General features: G+C 46.2%; 19 protein-coding genes and 1 pseudogene. 3 read left to right on the plus strand and 17 right to left on the minus strand.

Going from position 1 to position 21,555, the window contains the following annotated elements:
* Positions 1-73: 73 nt before the first annotated feature.
* The gene (locus tag ABIA61_RS22485) at positions 74-442 is read left to right on the plus strand and encodes a DUF6713 family protein (RefSeq protein ID WP_349362243.1); all 369 of its coding nucleotides are present in this window, start codon (positions 74-76) and stop codon (positions 440-442) included.
* A gap of 282 nt (positions 443-724) precedes the next feature.
* On the opposite strand, the pseudogene ABIA61_RS22490 reads toward ABIA61_RS22485, so the two are convergent.
* The 9 genes and pseudogenes from ABIA61_RS22490 to ABIA61_RS22530 all read right to left on the minus strand — a co-directional run bounded on the left by ABIA61_RS22490 (position 725) and on the right by ABIA61_RS22530 (position 7,324).
* A pseudogene (locus ABIA61_RS22490) lies at positions 725-1,592 on the minus strand (SDR family oxidoreductase).
* A 2-nt stretch (positions 1,593-1,594) separates the two neighbouring features.
* Positions 1,595-1,999 carry a hypothetical protein gene (locus ABIA61_RS22495; RefSeq protein WP_404581289.1) on the minus strand — a complete coding sequence of 135 codons (405 nt, stop codon included), beginning with the start codon at positions 1,997-1,999 and terminating at the stop codon, positions 1,595-1,597.
* A 217-nt stretch (positions 2,000-2,216) separates the two neighbouring features.
* Positions 2,217-2,774, minus strand: coding sequence for a MarR family winged helix-turn-helix transcriptional regulator (locus tag ABIA61_RS22500; RefSeq protein WP_283652861.1), 558 nt, complete (start codon positions 2,772-2,774; stop codon positions 2,217-2,219).
* A 106-nt stretch (positions 2,775-2,880) separates the two neighbouring features.
* Positions 2,881-3,072: a hypothetical protein gene (locus tag ABIA61_RS22505; RefSeq protein ID WP_349361862.1), complete on the minus strand. Its 192-nt coding sequence runs from the start codon at positions 3,070-3,072 to the stop codon at positions 2,881-2,883.
* Positions 3,073-3,178: 106 nt separating this feature from the next.
* Positions 3,179-3,625 (minus strand): GNAT family N-acetyltransferase, encoded by a 447-nt coding sequence (locus ABIA61_RS22510; RefSeq protein WP_283652862.1) that lies wholly within the window; start codon positions 3,623-3,625, stop codon positions 3,179-3,181.
* A gap of 115 nt (positions 3,626-3,740) precedes the next feature.
* Positions 3,741-4,043, minus strand: a complete 303-nt coding sequence (locus tag ABIA61_RS22515) for a hypothetical protein (protein ID WP_283652863.1) — start codon at positions 4,041-4,043, stop codon at positions 3,741-3,743.
* Positions 4,044-4,315: 272 nt separating this feature from the next.
* Positions 4,316-4,657 (minus strand): cupin domain-containing protein, encoded by a 342-nt coding sequence (locus tag ABIA61_RS22520; RefSeq protein WP_404521705.1) that lies wholly within the window; start codon positions 4,655-4,657, stop codon positions 4,316-4,318.
* A gap of 74 nt (positions 4,658-4,731) precedes the next feature.
* A complete protein-coding gene (locus tag ABIA61_RS22525) occupies positions 4,732-5,982 on the minus strand; it encodes a PTS ascorbate transporter subunit IIC (RefSeq protein WP_044648863.1) in 1,251 nt (416 codons plus the stop codon).
* 319 nt (positions 5,983-6,301) lie between these two features.
* The gene (locus ABIA61_RS22530; protein WP_283652865.1) at positions 6,302-7,324 is read right to left on the minus strand and encodes a substrate-binding domain-containing protein; all 1,023 of its coding nucleotides are present in this window, start codon (positions 7,322-7,324) and stop codon (positions 6,302-6,304) included.
* Between the two features lie 327 nt (positions 7,325-7,651).
* Between ABIA61_RS22530 and ABIA61_RS22535 the strand changes: the two genes are divergently transcribed.
* Positions 7,652-8,845: a glycoside hydrolase family 5 protein gene (locus tag ABIA61_RS22535; protein ID WP_283652866.1), complete on the plus strand. Its 1,194-nt coding sequence runs from the start codon at positions 7,652-7,654 to the stop codon at positions 8,843-8,845.
* 143 nt (positions 8,846-8,988) lie between these two features.
* Here the strand turns inward: ABIA61_RS22535 and ABIA61_RS22540 are convergent, their stop codons facing one another.
* Positions 8,989-11,796 carry an AAA domain-containing protein gene (locus ABIA61_RS22540; protein ID WP_404581290.1) on the minus strand — a complete coding sequence of 936 codons (2,808 nt, stop codon included), beginning with the start codon at positions 11,794-11,796 and terminating at the stop codon, positions 8,989-8,991.
* Positions 11,797-12,046: 250 nt separating this feature from the next.
* Here ABIA61_RS22540 and ABIA61_RS22545 point away from each other — a divergent pair, with 250 nt between their 5' ends.
* Complete coding sequence (locus tag ABIA61_RS22545) at positions 12,047-12,310, plus strand: hypothetical protein (RefSeq protein ID WP_404581291.1); 264 nt, start codon at positions 12,047-12,049, stop codon at positions 12,308-12,310.
* A gap of 61 nt (positions 12,311-12,371) precedes the next feature.
* Here the strand turns inward: ABIA61_RS22545 and ABIA61_RS22550 are convergent, their stop codons facing one another.
* The 7 genes from ABIA61_RS22550 to ABIA61_RS22580 all read right to left on the minus strand — a co-directional run bounded on the left by ABIA61_RS22550 (position 12,372) and on the right by ABIA61_RS22580 (position 21,536).
* Positions 12,372-13,388, minus strand: coding sequence for an ROK family protein (locus tag ABIA61_RS22550; RefSeq protein WP_283652869.1), 1,017 nt, complete (start codon positions 13,386-13,388; stop codon positions 12,372-12,374).
* Entirely contained in the window at positions 13,385-15,316 is a 1,932-nt protein-coding gene (locus ABIA61_RS22555; protein WP_283652870.1) for an alginate lyase family protein, read from the minus strand. Before ABIA61_RS22555 ends, ABIA61_RS22550 begins: the two co-directional genes overlap by 4 nt.
* On the minus strand, positions 15,313-15,648 hold the full coding sequence (locus tag ABIA61_RS22560; RefSeq protein WP_044648869.1) for a cupin domain-containing protein: 336 nt from the start codon (positions 15,646-15,648) through the stop codon (positions 15,313-15,315). The genes ABIA61_RS22555 and ABIA61_RS22560 overlap by 4 nt, the downstream gene beginning before the upstream one ends.
* A 71-nt stretch (positions 15,649-15,719) precedes the next feature.
* The gene (locus ABIA61_RS22565) at positions 15,720-17,111 is read right to left on the minus strand and encodes an ABC transporter substrate-binding protein (protein ID WP_404581292.1); all 1,392 of its coding nucleotides are present in this window, start codon (positions 17,109-17,111) and stop codon (positions 15,720-15,722) included.
* 135 nt (positions 17,112-17,246) lie between these two features.
* Positions 17,247-18,854, minus strand: a complete 1,608-nt coding sequence (locus ABIA61_RS22570; RefSeq protein ID WP_404581293.1) for a helix-turn-helix domain-containing protein — start codon at positions 18,852-18,854, stop codon at positions 17,247-17,249.
* 9 nt (positions 18,855-18,863) lie between these two features.
* Complete coding sequence (locus ABIA61_RS22575) at positions 18,864-20,618, minus strand: cache domain-containing sensor histidine kinase (RefSeq protein ID WP_404521717.1); 1,755 nt, start codon at positions 20,616-20,618, stop codon at positions 18,864-18,866.
* Positions 20,619-20,666: 48 nt separating this feature from the next.
* On the minus strand, positions 20,667-21,536 hold the full coding sequence (locus ABIA61_RS22580; RefSeq protein ID WP_283652874.1) for a carbohydrate ABC transporter permease: 870 nt from the start codon (positions 21,534-21,536) through the stop codon (positions 20,667-20,669).
* Positions 21,537-21,555: the final 19 nt, after the last annotated feature.

The following is a 21,555-nucleotide window of genomic DNA, read 5'->3' on the forward strand; positions in this document are numbered from 1 at the left end:
TAATTCCATATTTTGCTGGGTTTATTTATTACACTGTAGTAACATGGAGTTATAAAATTGTGGGAGGTTTTATATGCCAGATTTTTTGCTTGTGCTATTCTTGCTTAACTTATCTTTATTTCTTTTGCACGAAATGGATGCAATAAGACATTCTGAGTGGAGATTGTTTATCGTACTTAAAGATATGGAAGATTCTAAAGCCTATAAAGTCTTCACATTTATTCACCTCCCTCTTTACACAATAATACTCTCTTTACTTTTCAGCCAATATCAGACAATTATTTTTTGGTTCCTAGATTTATTTTTATTCATCCATGCAATCCTGCACCTATTTTTTGAAAAGCACCCCCGTAATGGATTTAAGAATACGTTCTCTAGATCAATTATTTATCCAATGGGAATTCTTGCGGTAATTCATTTATTATTACTATTTATAAGATGAGTGAATGCGAACACAAAATGTTTGAAGTTATACTCTAACGGGAAACGTTAAGATTAGTTTAATAATCACGTGATCACCTATACCTAATGGCGGTCATATTTTTGTTCAAGAATCAACAAAGTACGATAACAAACCCAATAACAAAAAATAGGGGCTCGCTGCCCCTATTTACCATTCGATACCGGATCCGCTTCCACTACAGCTTCTTATTGAACTATCCTGCCCGTTCGTATTATGAGGTCAACCATTTCTTTCTGGTTGATCCTTAGCTGAACTCCGCCTCTATCTGAAATTTTCTGCATGCTCATGCAGAAAAGCGTCTAGCTTGCGGGGCTCTCTACCGAGCAAACGCTTTACAATGTCCGTTGGTCTTTCCGGAACCACCGTAGACATAGTTTGAATTTCCACAACGTGATTCGCAAGCCAAGGAGGCATATGCCCGTGCTCGATGAGATTGCGGAGTAGTGCTTGGGGCTCCATGTTGATGTAGCGTATCGGCCGATCGAGCAGGGTGGATAGTTTACTCGCGATCTGAGGATAGCTGAAAATATCCGAACCGGTAAGCGTATAGATTTGGCCAGATACCTCTCGATTGGTCAGAACTTCTGCGGCGACATCTGCGATATCGCGACAGTCAATGAAGTTACAGGGTGAATCGCCCATGGAGCCGAAGAAAGCATTTTGGGTTGTGACCGTTGGTGCAAAGCGTAATAAGTTTTGCATGAACGCATAGGGGCGTAACACGGTGTGGGTGACACCCGATTCGCTAAGGGTTTTCTCGATTTCGTGATGCCAGCCCGCCACTGCTACTGGAGAGCTCTGCTCAAAGGCAGGACTGGATATCTTTACGATGTGCTTGATGCCAGCTTTGGCGGGCAATCTGAATAATCGAAGTTTCCAATTCAATTTGTCTTGGACTATTGGATATTGCAAGGAAAAGTTGGCTAGCTCCTGTAAACGCGCGGCGCAGTGATTTGGGGTCGGAAGCATCAGCCGATGCGATCTCGATAGTCGACCAGACTTTTTCTCCAATCTGATCACGCAACTTCTCAGGCTCTCTGCTCAGCGCCCTGGCGGGTACTCCAAGATCAACCAAACGTTCCAAAAGCGCACTGCCTATCGTACCTGTTGCTCCAATAATAACTATCATTCTTATCTTCTCCTTTTGGATGGAAAATTTGTAGTGACGGCAAGACGCCACCGCCATGTCACTATCGTACTTGCTATGAATCCGGACAACGGGAAATCGATCCAGACACGACCGACCCAGGCCAAGTGATTGCTCGGAATCATAATTTCTAGTAAACCAGATGTCGCCCATGCGGCGAATAGACCAAATGTTGCTCCCACCAACGCGAACAGCCCAACCACAACCAAGTGAGGTGCGCCGATGATCCACCCTTTATGGCCTCCTCTACTGCGCAGCCAAAGGCCAAGCATCAAAGCCAAGAAGGCCGATGTTCCGCCGATTGTGGTCAAGGCCCCTAATTGAAGCCCCTTGTCGGCAGTGACCAATCCCCCGATACCTGCCATAATGGCAGGAGACGCATAGGCCATTACGACTTCACGCCACAGTACAAAAGTCTTTGTGCCAGAACCAGCAGACTTGATTTCGTAAACACCATCTGTCTGATTGGGATACTCCGTCGTCTTGTTCATTTAATTGCTCCTTTATTCTTTTTAATCGTTCAGCGGCTGCTTTCAGTGACATATAATTAGGATCCTAACTATATAAGAGTGAAAATGGGCTAGCTTCACTAGCCCATTCTACTCATTACTGATGTGTTTCTTTAGTTCGTTTTGGTTCGTCCGTAAGTGCCGATATACCTTGTGTAACTCGGCCTAACAGATCGAGGAATACGCTGCGCTCCTCGATATCCAGTAATCCCACCATGGCTTCCAGCCGAGCGAAATGCTCAGGAGCCATTTCACGAAGTTTCTTCGCTCCTTGCTCTGTCAATATGACCGCTTTCTGACGTCCATCCTCTGAACTTGATCGCCGGGATACTAGCCCATCTCGCTCAAGAGTATCGATAAGACCAGTCACTGTAGCACGTGTCACACCTAGATGCTCAGATAATTGCGAGGGCAACTCTTCTCCTTCGTTATCTTCAAGGTCTGCCAATAAACGATATCGCCCTGTTGATAAACCGAATCTGGAGAAATGAATCTCTGCGGCATGTCCAAGCTTGGCTCCCGCTTCCATTAGCCTAGACGCGACGAGTATAGCCTGTGCATCTAGGTCTAGGTTATAGCGATCAATCTGACGCTTGGATTGTGCAAGCGAGGGAATAGCATCAATGTCGTTGGTTATTTTATTATCCTTGTTCATATATATAGTATGGTTCCTAATCATTTTTGTGTCAACACATTTATTACCACATCTTCATTTTTAGGTTTTTTCCTTTTTCTACAGTAGCAAGATTATCAAATCGTCTCTAAATTTGTGTAGGCCAATGAATACATTTCTTTTCTGGTGTTCCGTCTTCTAGCACATAGGCATTCAAAGGGGATAACACTATGGCAGAAAACTGTCCATTCGAGTCGATATAGTTCAATTTGTAGCTCTCGCCAAAGATTTCAGATTGTTTCCATAGCTGTAGTTTATGCTCTTTATCCCAATGATTCATATGTACGTCTATATTATGTATGGCTTCGTCCTGATCCGAATTGGACACATAGTTTACTGAGCGGCCTTATCCTGGTTGCTCAGTGAGCTCTCGTTCCACATATGTACTATTTGAACTTTTTTATAAAATTTTTTTGGTCCTTTGTAAACATATAACCACGTTGTTCGTAGAACCTGTGAGCATGTATTCGACTTGGGTGAGATAACAGTTTAATCCCAGAAAATCCATGGCTCTTTCCCCACTGTTCAAGACGCTCAATCAACAGGCTACCTACACCTTGATTTCTATACTTTTCTTTTACAACAAACCCCAGTACGTTTACTAAAGAGTCAGAAAAAAGTAATTCATACGGGCTCCCATGAATATATCCTATTACCTCGTTGTTTTCTTCACAAACAAAAATAATATCATTTGTTTTCTTTGTTATGATTTCAATCTTCTCTTTTACTTTTTCTTCAGAAAATAGATATAGTTTTGGGTTAAAGTCTTGGTTTAACAAATAAATATCATGATAATCAGTTACCCTAATTCCCCTGACATTTTTTTCTTTCATTCTTGAACGCCTCCTATTTTCATCACGAACACCCGAAATAAATGTTAGACGTCTTTGTACATTTTGGCAAGACTATACGCTTGCACTGATCTGCCCACTTGCTTAACGGATTGGATCAATTGGACAGCCCATATAAACTATCCGGCGCATCGTCGTATGTACAGTTTCGATTGTAATCCTTAACCTGATAGTTATATCTGAGGTTATCCGAATTGAATAGAATATGCCCTTTCCTAATTTCAGGCTCCAGACTCATAATGCGTTCATGCTTCTGTCCCTTGGAATGCACACTTTCTACAGGTGTATGTATATGAGCCTTCCATACCTCTTCTTCAAACTTTTGTTTCATGTAGCTCTGTGCCATATTCAATAAGTCTTCGGCTTCCAGTATTTTCTGCTCCCGGTATTCTCGCCCCATTTCTTACGCAATCCCCTGATTACTATAAACAATGATCACCATTCAGGCGGAAACAATTTATAGCTCTATAGTCATACTCCTCTCAAAGATCTTATGCTATTCATATTCTATAGAACTAATAGTTTTTCCTTTACTTGAAACAAGGTATATCGCTGGGTAGACAAATACAAAAAGGGATGCTCGCATTGGGAGTATCCCTTTCTTTTACTCTTCCTGTCCATCAATCATTTTTTCGACATACTCAATAGATACACCGTATTTAGTAAGGGAATTTACATAAAATCTGCACGTGCTGGTGTAAATGCATCTAGCAGAATACCGTCATCCTCTAGTGGGATACAGCCATGAAGAGTATCGGATGGAAAATGGATGCTGTCTCCTTCTCTAACGGTCTGCACATCCTTTGTTTCGCCATTATCGATCATGAACTTAAAACTTCCCTTTATTACATAAGTGACTTGTTCATGGATATGCTTATGCAATGGGATCTCCCCTGTTTGGGCTTTAGCAAACATCACTTTGACATACATAAGCTGGTCGCTGTGGGCCAGCACTTTCCGGGTGGTATTACTGTCAACGGTATCAAGTTGAATATCTTGGTCGTTAAAAAACATGGATAATTCCTCCTCATTTAGAACACAAATTATTGAGATGAGTTATTCTAAAAAACTTCATAAATCGATTTAGTTTAAAACCAACGGAAAATAAGCCACAGTACTCCGGAAAGGGTAGTAAAGTCGGGATCGGCGAATGTCACCCCTTCGGCACCCAAAAAAGAAAAGAGCGGCAAGGTGAGGGCCGGCAGCAGACAGAGCAAGAATCCATTAAGACAACTGGAAATGACAGCCCCTCTGAAACCACCGCTGGAATTGCCAAATATCGCGGCTGCACCACCAGCGAGGAAGCAGGCCATGATCCCCGGCACAATGACAGGCAATCCGACAAGCGGAAAAAGAAAGACGCAGGCAACGCCTGTGAAGAAGCTGACCAAGAAGCCGACCAACGCGGAATTGGGTGATTTGTCGAACAGTACCAGAACATCCACACCAGGGATTGCTCCAGGTGCGAACACTTGGGAGAACCCTTTGAAAGCGGGTACAATTTCAGTCGTGAACAGCTTAACACCTGCTTTTGCGATATACAAGCCGGCAGCAAAAATAGCTGACTGTTCGAGGATGAAGACGATGTATTCTTTGCCATCAGATAATTTGCTGACATAATCAGAACCAGCAACCAGTCCGGATACCAGTAAAAGCACAAGCATCGTCAAGGTCGTTGCAACATTGGGGTCGCGCAAAAAACTGATGCGGTCATTAATTTTTACATTTTCGGTGTCATTTTCACGGTTACCAAAAACTTTTCCTAAATAGGTGCCGAGAATGTAAGAGGTCATGGAAGCATGAGCAATCGTATATTCATCAGATTTGATAATGTTTTTGCTGGCATTCCGAAGCAGGTAAGGGAACACTGCCATATAACTCCCGATTACCAAAGAACCGACGATGATCGTAGTCAGCGAACTGAGACCAAGACCTTTCATAACGGCTGTAGCGGCAAAGCTCATGAACAGAATCAAGTGAAGAGACAAATAAATGTACTTGAACTTGGTCAGGCGTGCAAGCACGATGTTAAGGATCATGGAAAAGAGTAGAATGAGCGCAGCATCCGCCCCGATCTGATCAATGGTCAGTGCCATGATAGCTTCATTGCTTGGTACGACACCTTTAAGTTTGAACGCATAAGAAAAAATTTGGCTGAAGTTGGTGAGAACGCCTCCTAAAATTCCGCCGCCGACTTTGATCATGGTGAAACCCATGAAAGAAAGGGTAGTTCCCGTAATGATCTCGGATACTTTCTTCCTCTGAAATATAAGGCCGAGTAATGTCACAATCGCGATAATGATGGATGGCTCCCTGATAATACTCATAAACATTTCCATAGTGATCTCCGACTTTCTTTTATTAATTTTCACTCTTACTAAATCGATTTAGTAATACTTGAAAAAAATTTCCCTTCCGGGAATGTAAAAAGAAGCAGAATTATTTTTTGTGAATTAAATCACAACTTACTCCATACATTATTCGTTTAAGCTTCATTCCTCCCCTCTCTTCAATCGCAACATCACTAAAATCAGGACATACATAAATGAAAGGGTATTCATGACTCGAATCATAGGATCATTATAGCTCATTATTTTCTTTTTACAATAGAATTCATAAAAACGTTTCCAAAAAGATAAAAAGACTTATTCAAATTATTCAGTTCAATTTTTGTACAGATTCTCTGTGGTTAATGGCCGGATCCAATCGGATGATTTCTGACAGCTCCTCATGGTCCTGCTCTTTTTGATCGATTTTCTCCAGCAGCAGCCTCGCACTTCTTTTCCCCATTTCAAAGCTCGGCTGGGAAACGGTAGTGATCGGCGGATTATAAAAAGACGCAAAGGATACATCATCTATGCCAATCAAGGAAAAGTCATTAGGTATAGTCAGACGGTTATTTTTTGCATAAATCAGCACCTGCTCCAAAATCATGTCATTAGTAGCGATGATTGCGGTGGGCGGGTTCTTCATGTGGAATAGTTGTCCAATAAGATTTGGCATTTCATCCAACCTGCCGCTTTTGATATAGTTTTCATTCACTGGGATGTCATGTTTGCCCATCGTATTTCTATAACCGGACAGCCGCTCACTTCGTGTGGTGATCGCTTTTTTGCCTAAAGGGAACGTGATGATGCCAATATTTTTATGACCATGCTCAATGAATGCTTCAACCGCAAGCTCGCTGGCTTTTTCATTATTCAACAGCACCGTGTCTACGCTGACTTCATCGATTTTTCGGTCCACAAACACGAAAGGATAGCCATTCTTGACAAGAGAAACATATAATTTCTTGTTCTCTTCCGTCGGAAAAATGATAAGTCCATCCACTTGCCGAGCAATCATCGACTGGACATACTTTTTCTCTTTGAGCGAATCATCATCGGTATTGCAGACAATGACCTGGACATTTTCCAGTTGGCATTCATCTTCAATTGCACGCACGACTTCTGTTGTAAATCTCGATAAAATGGTTGAAGAAATAACACCCACAATAAAGGTCTTCTTCTGCTTGAGACTGCGTGCCACCTCATTGGGAATATAACTGAGATCCTCAATCGCTTGCTCGATCTTCTTCTTGGTGTTTTCACTCATATAGTTGTATCTCTTATGCAGAAACTGCGAAACTGTGCTCTTCGACACCCCCGCACGTTCTGCAACTTCTTTCATCGTTGTGACCATGGTTAACCCCCTCTCTTTTTCTGCGTGTTAGGCGTGTTCATTTTCAAATATATATTCTGCAACCTGTATGTAAAGCGAATTTCACTTTATTATATACCTTCTTGTACAGGAGGAAAATATAATAAATGAAGTGTTGAACTCCCTTACGAATCTTTTACAAGAGGAACTTTCGCACTTAGCTTGACCATCCGTTGTTACAAATCTATTGAATTAGAACGAAATCTTAGAAATATACGAATTTTATGAACTTGTTTGATGGAATATTTGAACATAAAATGGAATTGTAATCGGTTACAAATATATTAAAATAAAGGAGGAAGCAAAAACATGAAGAAAAAAGGGTTGAAAAAGACATTTTTCGTCATTGCCTCCCTCGTAATGGGCTTTTCACTGTATGGCTACACTCCCGCTTCGGCAGATGCAGCCAGTGTGAAAGGATATTACCACACCGCAGGAAACAAGATTGTAGATGAATCCGGGAAAGAGGCGGCATTTAACGGCCTGAACTGGTTCGGTCTGGAAACTCCTAATTACACCTTGCATGGACTGTGGGCCCGTTCAATGGACGACATGCTGGACCAGGTGAAGAAAGAAGGCTACAATCTGATCCGTCTGCCATACAGTAATCAGTTGTTCGATTCCAGTTCCCGTCCAGACAGTATTGATTATTACAAAAACCCTGATCTGGTCGGATTGACTCCGATTCAAATTATGGACAAGGTGATCGAAAAAGCTGGACAACGCGGTATTCAGATTATCCTTGACCGTCACCGTCCAGGCTCAGGTGGACAATCCGAGCTGTGGTACACGTCCCAGTACCCTGAGACTCGTTGGATCAGCGACTGGAAAATGTTGGCTGAACGTTATAAAAACAATCCTACCGTCATCGGTGGAGATCTGCACAACGAGCCACACGGTCAGGCAAGCTGGGGGACAGGCAATATCTCCACAGACTGGCGTCTGGCGGCACAGCGCGCTGGGAATGCGATTCTGTCCGTGAATCCGAATTGGCTGATTCTCGTCGAAGGTGTGGACCACAATGTACAAGGAAACAATAGCCAATACTGGTGGGGTGGCAATCTGACAGGTGTAGCGAACTACCCTGTTGTTCTGGATGTACCGAACCGCGTCGTATATTCTCCGCATGATTACGGCCCTGGTGTGTCCTCGCAGCCATGGTTCAACGACCCTACCTTCCCGTCCAACCTGCCAGCCATCTGGGATCAAACCTGGGGCTACATCAGCAAGCAAAACATAGCTCCGGTGCTGGTCGGTGAATTTGGCGGTCGTAATGTCGATATGTCCTCAACAGAAGGTAAATGGCAAAATACACTCGTAGACTATATTCGTGCCAACAACCTGTACTTCACCTACTGGTCCCTGAATCCGAATAGCGGCGACACAGGCGGGCTGCTGCTGGACGACTGGGTTACCTGGAATCGTCCAAAACAGGATATGCTGAGCCGGATTATGAAGCCCGTCATCTTCGCAGCGGAGCAAGCGACAGCAACCGCTGAATAAGCCTGTTGTCCATGCTTCGCAGGTGAATGATAGCAGCCCATCCTTTCAAAAGCTTATTCCAACTTAACATGAGTGGGAATAAGCTTTTTTTGCATGTTCAAAACTATTGGATATTAAGCTTCTTACCAGTAAGAAAAGATATATTATTTATAGCCTAACACGCTATCCAACATTTCCCGAACCTTTTGTTCCTCCCCACTCCCCTCTGTTTTTAATCTCAAAAAAGGAACCTTGTATTTCGCCAAAATACTGTCTTTCTTGCGATCTCTCTCCAGCTGCTCTGGCTTATTTTCATGGTAAGCAAACCCGTCCACTTCAATAACCAATTGAGGCCTTTTGTCCAGCTTGTGGTACACTACAAAATCGAGCGAAGCGTTGTTTTTTATGTATTTCCGCTCACCCTCATCGAGCAGGTCTGTCGAGCTCAGGAAATTTTTGAGGTATACCTGTCTCTGTATGTTCAGAATATGGTACTCTTCCCTTTTCAATAACTCCTGCAAAAAAACATTCGCTATATTCTCGGACTCATGTTTGGAAATTTTTATTTTTTTATCGCGAAGTCCAATTAAAACCTCAGAGTATTCTTTATACAATAAATCAAAAATAGATACGATTTCGCTTTTGATAATGTTCTCGTTCAAAGTGCTGTACTCCATATATCGGATCAGGTTGCCTACATCGCTGTTCGCTTTGGTGAAAACATTTTGCCCTGTCACTAGCACGAATTGCTGTTGTGCTCTGGACACGGCTACGTTAATTTTGCAAGGATCATCGACAAAGCGAATTCCCTTTTTACCTTGAGCACTCTGGTCAAGCACGGTGGAAAGGATCATGAGTGGTTTTTCACGTCCTTGATATTTGTGGATAGTATCACTTTCAATTTCCTCAGATAACACTTGCCCTGCTTTGATGACCTGCTTTCGGTAGGGTGTAGCAAAACCAATTTCCTTCTTATCTTTCACCGTTACAAATGGGTGCTCCAGTACCTCCTCCACAATATCCAGCTCTCGCTGGTTGAATTTCCCTAGTTTCTCCCCTCGCGTCACTTCACGCATATGATTTCCTTTAGCCGTATGAAACAAAATAAGCGGCTCGACATTCTCTTCGTGTGTGGTAAAAGGAATCAGATCGTCGTCATAGTACTGTGCGTTACAAAATCCAATAATTTGGGGATGGCAACGATAATGCTCTCGCAGCATGACTTTGGGTAAAGCTTCACCATACAGCGACAGCATGGAGGACAGGATATTGTGCTGGAAATAATCGAAATGATGAGCAACATCGTTCTTACTGAGTTTGTTCTTGATCTTTAAGTCCACGATATGCGGCAGTTGCTTCGTATCCCCTACGATGATAGCATTTTTACAGCATGACAAAGCAAGAGCTCCTGTCAGTAGATCCACCTGTGAGGACTCGTCGATAATGACATAATCAAATAGAAAGTTTGGTGGCGCACAATTGCGTAAGGAATGGGTGGTACTCAACACCACAGGAAAATGCTGAACAAATTCCTTATACTTTCTTTTATAGGTGCGGTGTTCAAAATTCAAGCTTTGTCTTGCGTGGTATTTGCTGTGTAGTTGATGCTTAAATACAGTCGTCGAAATCCGCTCATGCTCACACAACAATTCATCAAATGTGGCTTTATCCATTTCCTTTTGAATATGCTCTATTTTTCGCTCGATGTACTTAATTTTAGCGGCATAAAATTCTTTTTGAAGATTCAACAAAACATCATTTTGATGTTCACGTAAGCTCACAAAATCGGTATAGCCGAATTTGAACGCTGCTTTGGCCTTATACAGCCAACTGTTCAGCTTTCCTTGCGCCGCAGCCACATGATGATGAGCCAGAAACGAAAGGATACTTTGCGGACTTTCCCGATAAAACTTGCGATATACTTGGTATAAGAGTCCTGGCTTAATTTCCTCGGAATCCTGATTCTCATAGTAATGCTCATAATGTTGCTGCTCCAATTGGTAGGCCGCTAACTGCTGCTTTAATTGGGCCTGCTCATTTTGAAGCTCCATCAGCTTATGGATCTGATCATCCAATTCTTTGATCCGGTGCATCAATTCGGGCACGGATTGCTCGCTTTTCCATTCTTCAGACTTGTCATATTGGGGAATATGCTCAAAAAAAGCTTTCTGATTTTCCGCATTGCCCAGCGAAGCAACAAAAAAGCCATACCCCGACTTCTCCAGCTTATCCTTCACGTTTTGCACCGCTGCATTGTTTCCTGAAACAACTGCTACTGTCTTATTTTGCATGATCGTCAGGTTCGCAATAATGTTGAGAATGGTCTGTGTTTTACCTGTACCAGGCGGCCCCTCAATCACGGAAATATTGCTACTGAGTGCATGAATCAAGGCTTGCTTTTGACTCAAATTAAATTTAAAAGGAAAAATCATATGATCTGTCTGCGGTGCATTCCGAGTTAAGGCAGTTTGATTTATAAAACAGCTAAGAGCACTTTGGAGATGAATAAAAGCATTCAACCTTACCATTTGTTTACTCAAAAAAGAATGAGACTCGGATTCGAGATCGTTTCCATTATCTATCTGGGTATGCTCTGATATTTCCGTCCAATATTGAAGAATGCGGATGGCATTAGCATTGGTTAAGGCGCGATGGTGCAGTGTAAGCTGATCAGCATCTACAATCAGTGTTCTTCCCCATGTAAGCCATATTTTCACCTTTTGGTCGAATAAAATGACTTGCTTGACATCTTTCAAAGGCTTTTCTTGTACAAAAACTTCCTGTTCGGATACATCTATCACTTTCGGATTTTGGCTTATTAACGTATGCAACTGATCTAGCGGATAGTTATAGGTTTTACTAGAGTCATTTTGGAACGTCACAGTCGCTTTATTCCCTTGTATCGCGAATGAAAGAACTTCTGCAGTACGATCCCTATCTTTTAATATCAGTAAAAACTTCTGTTCATCCATTATGTTTCGATCCCTCTATATCTTCGATTAGTATGCTTTTATGTAAAATCATGGTGTTATAGGTATACCCCTCTTCTTCATTTCGACATTTTCCTGTATCATCCTTTTTTTGAAGTATTATTTTTGTCGCGATCAACTTTTCCATGCTTCATTCACAAATTAGAGTAGATTCACTACGTCACAATGAGATTGACCTTGGTAATGAGGGAGACAAGCTGATTTGACTATCCCTACTACGATCTCAGGAATAATGAAGCTTCCCATCCCAATCGTTCGTGCAACAAAAAACCGTTCCCCAGTTGATGATCAGAGCGTGCAATCCTGCACACTTACCATTCAACTGGAGACGGTTATTTGTCGGTACTCTAACTTTGCAGATAATCCCTCTCTTGCAACCGCTATTTCAGGCATTTCCGACCCTTTTATCGACTATCACAACGACGTTGAAGTGGCTTTGAAGCAGACTGACTATCAGGTTGGCCCGAATTTGTACAAAATCTTCAACGTTGTCTAATTTCAGTACGTTTATCAAGATAGGCCTCCTCATAAATAACGGGGTACGTATTGCAGGATGCTTAAGATTCCGTCAGCCGCCCACTGCCCCGGAGCGCTCTCCTGATGGCCTCGACCGCTCCGATCGCGCCCGCTTCGTTGCCGAGTGCCGCCTTGCGAATGTCCACAGCAACAGGACTTAATGCGGAGACACGTTCGGCCAATTCGCCAGCATATTCCGCATTTTTCTCCACGACGCCGCCACCCAGCACAACAAGCTGTGGATTAAGTGTGATGGTCAAGTTGGCGATGGCAACGGCCATCAGATGATAAGCCCGGTCCAACACGCGGGCCGCGAGCTGACTGCCCTCTGCAGCCGCCGCGAAGACATGCTTGGCCGTGACCGGACCGCCAGCCGCCTGCAGCGAGAGCACCGGGCACAGCTCCCCGTCTTCCATACAACGCGCCGCCTGTAATGCGATGCCAGTACCGGAAGCATGATTCTCCAACGCCCCGAACCTCTCCAAGACACCGCTCTTCCCTGCGGACAGCGTCTCCCGATCCATTTCGATCACGAAGTACCCGATCTCCCCAGCGGAGAAGGTCACCCCTTTATACAGCTGCCCGTTCAGGTACAACGCACCGCCGATGCCAGTGCCGACCGTAATCATTATAAAATGTTCACAGCCAGCCGCTGCACCCTTGCACTGCTCCCCAAGCGCCGCCATGTTCACATCATTGTCCAGCACCACAATTCCTTCATAGTTGTGCGCAATCCACGGGCGAATATCCTCTGCCGGCCAGTCCAGTGCTGGAGCGCTGGACAGAATGCCTGTCTGCTCATTCATCACTCCCGGCAAGCCGATACCCACTCCAGCCAGTTTGGAAAGTTTGGTTCCATGAGCTTGGCAAAATTGCCCCAGCTCGGCAAACAGCCATTCCATAAAGCTTTTCGGGTCCCTGCTCAGCTGCGTATCGAGCTTGCGTTTGCCGCGAATGCTCCCGTCCACCCCAGCGAGGCAAAACAAGGTCTTGGTGCCGCCGACATCAATCCCCGCGATCCACGCGGTAGGTGTGTCCGGCTTAGCATCGCCCGTCATCCATGATCCCTCCATTCCAGCGTGGTGCCATCAATTACGATGGTTCCGGATGCGGTACCATACACATAGGACACCTCGACCCGCTGACGCGCAGGATCGATCTCCCACGCGGTCAGGCGGAGCGGCTCGCCGTTATCGGCCGAATCCTCCGGCAGACACACCGTAAGAATGCCTGCTTTTCCTGAAAAAGCGGCTTGTCCCTGTAACACAGGCGTCTCCGCTTTGGAGCCGTATATTTTCGATACCCAGCCCTGCTGTTCGCTGACCGTGAAGCGCCCTTCCGTCAACCCGGCCGTTGTCCATTGTATAGCAAGCTTGACAGAAGAACCCGGATAAACCAAGGAAGCGGAAGCGCCCAGACTACCCGTCTCGCCCTCCAACAGCTCTACTACAGCTTCCGGGTGCAGATGAAACCGTTGCTCCATCTCGTGCTCCGCTTCGGCTTCCAGCCAATCGACTAACAGCATAATTGGAACCTCCGAACCAAGCAGCACCCACCTGCGATGTGTTACAGGATCGGACAAGCGAGTATAACCGTCATGGGAAGCATCAATGAAGTGATAACGGCTGTTGCTCTCCCAGCGGTATGTCTTCGCTTCGGCCGCAGGTGTGCCCCATTGCTGCGTGGACACATACGGCGTCTGATCCTCACCGTCCACCGTGATCGTATTATGCGCCCGTGTGCTTTTGAAATAATGGCGCCATTCCCCTTCTTCGTAGGTATACCGTCCGGTATCTGTGAAAAAAAGCTGCTGCTTCCACATCCATTCCAGATTCAGCGCATCGGCATGACCGTGCGCCCCGCCCATAGCGGCGGCGTCAAAAAACAAATACTGCTGCTCATCCCGCATTACATAGTACCCGGTCTGTGGAAATGCTCGGCTCGCCGTTGAAGGCTTGTAAGCAGCCTGAAGCTGCATATAACGTTCGTATTTCTCCGCTCCCAGCAGCCACAGGCTTTCCGAACTTTCCGCCCCCCGGCAGATCAGTTCGTCATCTTCGAGAATCGCGCCCAACAGCGTCAACCGCTGCCGCCCGTCACCAACCCAGTCGGAGTCGCCGACTCCGGTAGATTGATGGTCTGGCCGAATAAGCCCCTCCGTGAATGCCGTCATTTTGCGAAGTTGCTCGCCGAACCATTCCGAGAAGGGATAACCGGACAGCCGGCCCAGTAAATAAGGGGTACCGAACATTTCGATGCTGGCATTGTGATAATGGGTCGTAAGCTCAATCTGCACCCCTTCGGGGCCAACCTGATGCAGCAGGCAAAGCTCCAGCCGCTCGGCCGCCAACTGCCGCCAATACGGCGCGCGTGGATGCCAATGATAAAATGTGGCGATCATGAACAGACCTTGCATATGCATAATGGCATGATTAATTTCGGTACTGCCCAGATACCGGGTGAGGAACTCAGCATGCTCTTCCAGCCCCTGCAAAAATTCGGCGTGAAACGGTTCCGTCAGTAGTGAGCTGTCCTCCATATATTTGTAGGCAGAGATCCAGGACTGCACGCGCAATCCGGTTTCCAGCAGCCGCCAAGGGCCAAGCTTCTGGAAGAAAACGGCTTCTTCATAGGACGGAACGACTGGAACCGGGTTCTGCTTTCGCCAACCGCGATAATGGTTGATAAACGCGGAGACGTACTGCGGATTGCCGTTCATCAGGTATGCTTTGCCCAGATCCGGCATATGCCAATGCCGATTGATTCCCCAGGTGAACTCCGGGTCCTTGGAGGGATTATGCAGCCAATCTACCGGATCGCCTAGTGGAATCCAGCGGCTCAAGTCATGGGTGTAAGGCACGATAAATTCATTGACCACAGCATGATCGGCAATGGCGATTGACGCTTCGGCTTCGCCGGGAAAATGGCGGGCGTAATACTCCGCAGTCCTGCGCAATTCGAGCTGCGGCAGGTAATAGTCGTTCATTGCTGATCCTCAAGAAAATCTTCGCGGAAGGGATTGAACACATCCAGAATGACGGAGTCTTCCAGCGCCTTCACGCCATGCAGAACGTTATAACCCGCGTAGAAGCTATCTCCCGCCTTGAGAATGCGCGTCTCGTCGCCGACTCGGACCTCGAAGCTTCCTTTTACAATATAGCTGACCTGCTCATGCTTATCGTGGGAATGGACTTCTCCGACTCCGCCCTTGCGAAAGGTGACCTCCACCATCATCAGCGTTCCACCCATACCGAGAATTTTGCGGGAGCTGCTTCCGTCAATGACATGCGTTTTGGCTTCCCCATTTTCAATAATCATGCTTTTCTACCCCTTTCAGATAAAATAAGCGGCCGAACCGCTTGGGGAATCGGCCGCGGGACAGCCACAGGTTATTCTTCTGTGGACAATTTGCCCTGTAGCTTGGCAGCATCAAAATTGGGATCAGCTACAATATTGGTAGTACCAGATGCTCTTAATTTTTCCAGAGATGTATTATACCTGGTATCCAAATCCTTGATTATGGCATTCACATCACCGCCGGTGAATACAAATACGTTAAAGGCTTCTGCCCATTTCATGCCTTCCAAAGAGCTTTCCGTAATTATACTTGGATTAGCTGGATAAATAGCGTCAACCCGTTTTGGCAGGAATCCTTCAATGCCCGGAATACTCGGCTTCTTGCCTGAGCTCAACACGGCTGGGATTAAGGAGATTCCATAACCCTTTTCATAGTATTCACTTTGCAATTCCTTGCTGTACACGTACTCCATAAACTTCCAGGCCGCTTCCTTATGGGCGGAATCTGCGCTGATACCAATGTAGGAACCGCCGATAATTTGCGATGCCCCTTTAATGGTTCCGTCAATAGACGGCACGGGAACCGCTCCCCAGTTTTCGGTGGTCGGGAACTGGTCCTTGTACACTCCGGGTTCAGCCGAGTGGTTAATGTACATCCCGATTTTACCTTGGGCAAATTGCGCGCGTAGCGGATCGATATCCAGATTCTCCACTCCCGGCAGCATACTGCCGTCTTCTTTCATTTGCCGCAGCGCCAAAGCGATATCCTTGTACATGCCAAAATCAAACTGGCCTGTTTTGTAATTGTAACCGTCGATGCCTGTATTGTTGCTGACGCCTGCAATCGTATTCGCCGCCCGCCAGAAGCCGTTTCCGCTCTTGAACGGACTGGCAAAGCCGTAAATACCTTCGCTTTTGCCGACCTCTGTAATCTTTTTGGCCGCAACCACCATGTCGGCAAGCGTTGTGGGAGGAGTAGCGATGCCTGCTTTCTTAAAGATATCTTTATTATAAATCAGTCTCCAGATTTGCCCGGTGTTGGGCAAGGTAAATATCTTGCCGTCGATGGTGTTCTTATTCTCGATCAGGCTGTCTTTGAAGGTCGCCTTCATCTCGTCGCTCATATAGGAGTTGATCGGGGCCAGATAGCCTTTCTTGTAATAGGTCTGGAAATCGTTGACTTGCAGTACATCCGGAGCCTGCTTGCTGGCAAACGAGATGTCCACCGCCTGCGGATAATTGTCGCCCATAACGTTCATTTCCACTTCAATATTATCTCGGTTTGTCTGGTTAAACTTGTCAACCTTTGCTTTCATGAAATCGGCATCATGGCGGTCAGGCGTCCAGTAAATGATTTTGGTTTTCGCTCCCGTAGTTCCTTTGGAATCGGCCGGAGCGTGATTATTGCCACTGTCCGATGAACAGCCGCCCAGGCTCAAGGCCAGGACTGCGCTCAATGTTAGGATAATCCACTTCTTTACCATCGTTATGCCCCCTTATGTTTTTCCGGACAACCTCTGCGGTTACCCGTTAACGTAATCATAGTGGTTCCGTTTTCACGGGAGTGAGGGACATTTTAACTTTGTATGGGGGAAAAAATGATTGTCCCGGCTTGGTGTTCATTTCAAATACATCTGCCTGAAACTGGTGGGCGTCATGCCACAATACTTTTTAAACAGACCGCTGAAATACGGACGGTCCTCATATCCGAGCATCTGTGAAATTTCCTGCACCTGTACTCCTGCAATCAGCAGTTCCTTTGCTCTTTCCATTCTCATCTTGGTAATATATTGGATCAGGGTCATGCCTGTCTCCTTCTTGAAGGCGTTTGCAAAATAACTTGGGCTTAAATGAACCGCCCGAGCGCAATTGTGAAGCGTTAGATTCTCCTGAAGATGCAGGCGGATGTATTCCCTGGCCCGATGGATCGCTTGCGTAACATCCCTGAGCCGCTTCTTCTCTACAAATTCACAGCCCTTACTGCTGAAATGATTGATGTAGCTCTTCCAGCCGCCGAAGGTCAACGAACGGTTCTCCTCCAGCGCTGTTAAGTCAGCCTCCAACTGGATGCGTTCTTCCTCGGTGATCTCGTCACAAAACGCCCGATACATGGCGAAGGCGAGCCCTGACAGTAAGCGGATCATAGCCAGTGGCTCCGGAAATTTTTGGGACAATGTCCATTGGTGGAAAATGTCGTCAATCATGAGGTGACAGCTCGTTTTATTACCGCATCTCAGCGCATACAGCAATTCCTTTTCCTTCTCCACAGGGTAGTCTGGAGCTGCAAAATCCTCCTGCGCCAGTTCCGTATACCGGAATACACAATTGCCCTCGCTGTAAAAACGGTAAGCCAGCGCTTTGGCGGCATGCACAAACGCTGCATGGATTTCTCTGGGTCCCCGGGCCATCGTGCCCAGGCCAATCGAAACGGTTTTTTTGCTGAATTTCTCCACATTTCCCCGGCAAAGTTCCAGCAACTCCGAAGTCTCCATCCCATCTGGCGGATTAAAGATGGCTGCCAGCCGCTGCTTGCTCTCATGCAGCACAACACCCCGGGTATGCAAATTCAGCGTCTCGTCCAAAATATTTTTGATCGCAAAGGGAATGATTTCGTTGTCGTCAAGATGCAGAGTGTAGCCGTATTCGGTATAGCAGTCCATTTCGATGGCCATGACCATTAGTTTATCGGCTTCCAGATCAATATGGAGATCGCTCCAACGGCTATCGCTTAGACGGCCACCTGTTTCCTGGCGAAGCAGACTGGTCAAATAATCCTGGCGGAGCTGCAAATGGCTGGCGTCCATTTTTTGCTCCAACTGCTTAAGCTGCTCCGACTTGGCTCGTTCGGACTCGATTACCTTCTTCACTTTCAGCACCGCTTCCAGAATTTCTGGCGGAGTGAACGGTTTTAGCAAATAATCGGAAGCGCCAAGCTTAATCGCTTCCTGCGCATAACTGAAATCGGAATAACCGCTGATAAAAATAAATTTGGCGCGTAAACATTGGTCAGAAGCGCGCCTCATCAGTTCTAGACCGTTGAGCTTCGGCATCCGGATATCACTGATGACGATATCCGGATCTTTCTCCAGCAGAAGAGTCCAACCATGCTCGCCATCACCTGCGGTGCCCACAACCTCAATATGGTGATCCGACCATGGAATGGTCGCAGATATTCCTTTTACAACGGCTTGAATATCATCCATAACACACATCGTCAAGTGATCCATTCTGACCTCCTACATGAACGGGATTGTGATGGTAACGGTCGTCTCGATGTCTGGAATACTCCTGAACGTAATGGATGCCGATTCCCCGTAATGCAGACTGAGCCTGCTCCGGAGGTTGGAGAGCGCATAACCCTTGCGGTCGGCATCATGCTCGTACACAGCCTTTTCCATCTGCCCGGCATCCATTCCGCAGCCGTTGTCGGTCACTTGTAGCAGCAGGAACTCGCCTTGGCGGTACACTTTGATGAAGATATTGCCAAGAACGGCCTTGTCTCGAAACCCATGCAGAATGGAGTTCTCCACCAGCGGCTGAAGTAGTATTTTCAACATTGAAATGGAAAGATATGATAGATTTTCAACATGGATCGAATACGTAAATAGGTCCTCATAGCATTTTTGCTGCAATTGCAAATATTGCTCGACATGCTTAATTTCCTGTTTCAAGGTAGTGATATCGTTCCCGTTGTTCAGTCCTAGCCGGAACAATAGCGACAAGGAGACAATCATCTCACTAACATCTTTTTTCTCGCCGCTTTCGCTTTTCCAAAAAATAGTATTCAACGTGTTATATAAAAAATGAGGGTCCACCTGCGCCTGAAGCGCCTTGACCTCGGATTTGCGCTTGTCCTGCTCCGAAGTCCGCACCTCCTGAATCAGCAACTGAATCTGATCCAGCATTCGGTTAAATGTATGGCCAACACTGCTCACCTCATCCTCATACCTGCTGTTGAACCGCACATCCAGATCATTGTATTCCACCTTAGCCATCAGGCTCTGTAGTTTATGAAGCGGTTTCAATAAAGCGGAGGCCAGCAGGTTGGACAAGATAAGCGCGAGCACAATGCAGAACAGCATAATCCAAATGATCAGCCAGCGGATCTTCTTCAACGGATATAGCAGGTCGGCCTTGGACTGAATGCTGACCATCACCCAATCCTCATTCATGGATAGTGTGTTGTAATTGACCAGCAATTCCTCTCCCTTGGCATTCGTATAATGGAAATCCCCTTCTCCTCCCCTGCTAAAATGGTCGATAAACTCCCGTTCTGTATTAAAATCATACTGCCGGGCTTCGGGCTGGATCACCATCGTTCCATCCTTTTGTAGCAAAAAAAGCTGAACCTGATTATTCATCAGATCCTGCTCCAGAATGGCCCGCATAGCTTGCTCTCTCATATTCACAACCATATATACATTCGGAATATAATGATTGTCCAGCACCGTCGGCTTTAGCAGCAACGACAGCACGTTGCCTTTCCACTGAAACAGCTCGTTGCGATGGGTCCCGATCCACAGGGTATTCCAGCCTATCTGCTTTGTATAGGTTCCATATTCTTCCGAAAAGTGCTTCGTCCGGTCGGGAAAATCTTTGGTGGAGAAGAAATCGCCGATTGGCGTACTCAGATAAGCTGTATCAATCAGCGGCTCCACCAGCTTCAACTGGGCAAACGAAGTCTGCAACAAGGACAGATTCTGATAATAGTTGACAGCATTATTGCTGCGCACATCCTTCATCACCTGGTTGAACGTTTCATTAAGCATAAAGGAATAAGACGAAACTACAATATGCCTGAGATGTTCATCCATCACCTGCACTGATTTTTTTAAAATTCCCTGCTTAAGCTGCAAGGCATTGCGCTCGATGCTGCGAGCGGCAAAGAGATAAGAGCAGATCCCCGTCACGCTGATGCACAATATGGCCAGGAAAATAAATAGCAGTTGAATTCTCTTTTTCAGAGAAAGCTTGTAGAAACTGAGTCTCATTGGCCACCACTCCTTGAAGCCCATTGTATCAACAGAACCCAAGTTACTCTACCCCTTGACAGCACCAGCGGTAACTTGCATAAACGATTTACTGGCGAACACATAGACCACCAGAAGCGGCAGAATGGACAGGCAGGCGCCAGCCATCATCAGTTGAACCTCCGCGGCAGCTCCGATACCGTACCGAAGATTAGCCAATCCTACTGGGAGCGTCTGCAATTCCGGATTACTCATCGTGAACACAAGCGGCAAAATATACTCATTCCATGAGCCCTGGAAGGCTGAGAGCCCGGCAACGGCAAGCGCAGGCCGCAGCAACGGGAGCACAATCCGCCAATACACCGAATAAAAGTTGCAGCCGTCAATCATCGCTGCCTCGTCAAGATCCTTGGGAATACCTCTGAAGAATCCAATCAGCATGAAATAACAGGTGGCATGTGTGCTGACCAGTATAATGATGATGCCCCACAGCGTCTTGTTCAGACCGAGCATGACCATCAAGTCAAATTGCGGACGCAGCACCACAGCCCCGATCGAGATAAACAAGGTGGATGCCATGAGCAGAGAGTACGCCTTTTTGCCGATAAAATGTACCCGGTTCACTGCATAGGCGGACATGGACGCGACCAGCAGAGTACCGATTGTCGTAGCCACGCTTACAAAAATGCTGTTCAGGGTAAAGCGGGAGAAATTGGCGTTTTTCCAGGCCTGAACATAGTTGGAAAAGTGCCAGCTTTGTGGCCAGATGGTTGCACTGCTGGTCAGCTCCTGATTCGTCTTGAACGAGCCGAGTACCACGATGACAATCGGGAATATCGCTAGAATGGCCGTCGTGAGCAGGAACACCCAGAGCACTGTCTTGCCAGTCCAGCGCACCAGCTTCGGGGATAAGGTATGGTTGGTATGAGTATGATTCATTCTGTTCTCCTCCTGCCTG

This window comes from Paenibacillus sp. RC21, from assembly GCF_044907935.1.
GTDB lineage: Bacteria > Bacillota > Bacilli > Paenibacillales > Paenibacillaceae > Paenibacillus > Paenibacillus terrae_A.

What these genes read in the sequence shown, in the direction of transcription:
- ABIA61_RS22485 (WP_349362243.1), top strand. Translation starts at nt 74, where the DNA reads ATGCCAGATTTTTTGCTTGTGCTATTCTTGCTTAACTTATCTTTATTT.
- ABIA61_RS22495 (WP_404581289.1), bottom strand. Translation starts at nt 1,999, where the DNA reads ATGGCCTATGCGTCTCCTGCCATTATGGCAGGTATCGGGGGATTGGTC.
- ABIA61_RS22500 (WP_283652861.1), bottom strand. Translation starts at nt 2,774, where the DNA reads ATGAACAAGGATAATAAAATAACCAACGACATTGATGCTATTCCCTCG.
- ABIA61_RS22505 (WP_349361862.1), bottom strand. Translation starts at nt 3,072, where the DNA reads ATGAATCATTGGGATAAAGAGCATAAACTACAGCTATGGAAACAATCT.
- ABIA61_RS22510 (WP_283652862.1), bottom strand. Translation starts at nt 3,625, where the DNA reads ATGAAAGAAAAAAATGTCAGGGGAATTAGGGTAACTGATTATCATGAT.
- ABIA61_RS22515 (WP_283652863.1), bottom strand. Translation starts at nt 4,043, where the DNA reads ATGGGGCGAGAATACCGGGAGCAGAAAATACTGGAAGCCGAAGACTTA.
- ABIA61_RS22520 (WP_404521705.1), bottom strand. Translation starts at nt 4,657, where the DNA reads ATGTTTTTTAACGACCAAGATATTCAACTTGATACCGTTGACAGTAAT.
- ABIA61_RS22525 (WP_044648863.1), bottom strand. Translation starts at nt 5,982, where the DNA reads ATGGAAATGTTTATGAGTATTATCAGGGAGCCATCCATCATTATCGCG.
- ABIA61_RS22530 (WP_283652865.1), bottom strand. Translation starts at nt 7,324, where the DNA reads ATGGTCACAACGATGAAAGAAGTTGCAGAACGTGCGGGGGTGTCGAAG.
- ABIA61_RS22535 (WP_283652866.1), top strand. Translation starts at nt 7,652, where the DNA reads ATGAAGAAAAAAGGGTTGAAAAAGACATTTTTCGTCATTGCCTCCCTC.
- ABIA61_RS22540 (WP_404581290.1), bottom strand. Translation starts at nt 11,796, where the DNA reads ATGGATGAACAGAAGTTTTTACTGATATTAAAAGATAGGGATCGTACT.
- ABIA61_RS22545 (WP_404581291.1), top strand. Translation starts at nt 12,047, where the DNA reads ATGAAGCTTCCCATCCCAATCGTTCGTGCAACAAAAAACCGTTCCCCA.
- ABIA61_RS22550 (WP_283652869.1), bottom strand. Translation starts at nt 13,388, where the DNA reads ATGACGGGCGATGCTAAGCCGGACACACCTACCGCGTGGATCGCGGGG.
- ABIA61_RS22555 (WP_283652870.1), bottom strand. Translation starts at nt 15,316, where the DNA reads ATGAACGACTATTACCTGCCGCAGCTCGAATTGCGCAGGACTGCGGAG.
- ABIA61_RS22560 (WP_044648869.1), bottom strand. Translation starts at nt 15,648, where the DNA reads ATGATTATTGAAAATGGGGAAGCCAAAACGCATGTCATTGACGGAAGC.
- ABIA61_RS22565 (WP_404581292.1), bottom strand. Translation starts at nt 17,111, where the DNA reads ATGGTAAAGAAGTGGATTATCCTAACATTGAGCGCAGTCCTGGCCTTG.
- ABIA61_RS22570 (WP_404581293.1), bottom strand. Translation starts at nt 18,854, where the DNA reads ATGGATCACTTGACGATGTGTGTTATGGATGATATTCAAGCCGTTGTA.
- ABIA61_RS22575 (WP_404521717.1), bottom strand. Translation starts at nt 20,618, where the DNA reads ATGAGACTCAGTTTCTACAAGCTTTCTCTGAAAAAGAGAATTCAACTG.
- ABIA61_RS22580 (WP_283652874.1), bottom strand. Translation starts at nt 21,536, where the DNA reads ATGAATCATACTCATACCAACCATACCTTATCCCCGAAGCTGGTGCGC.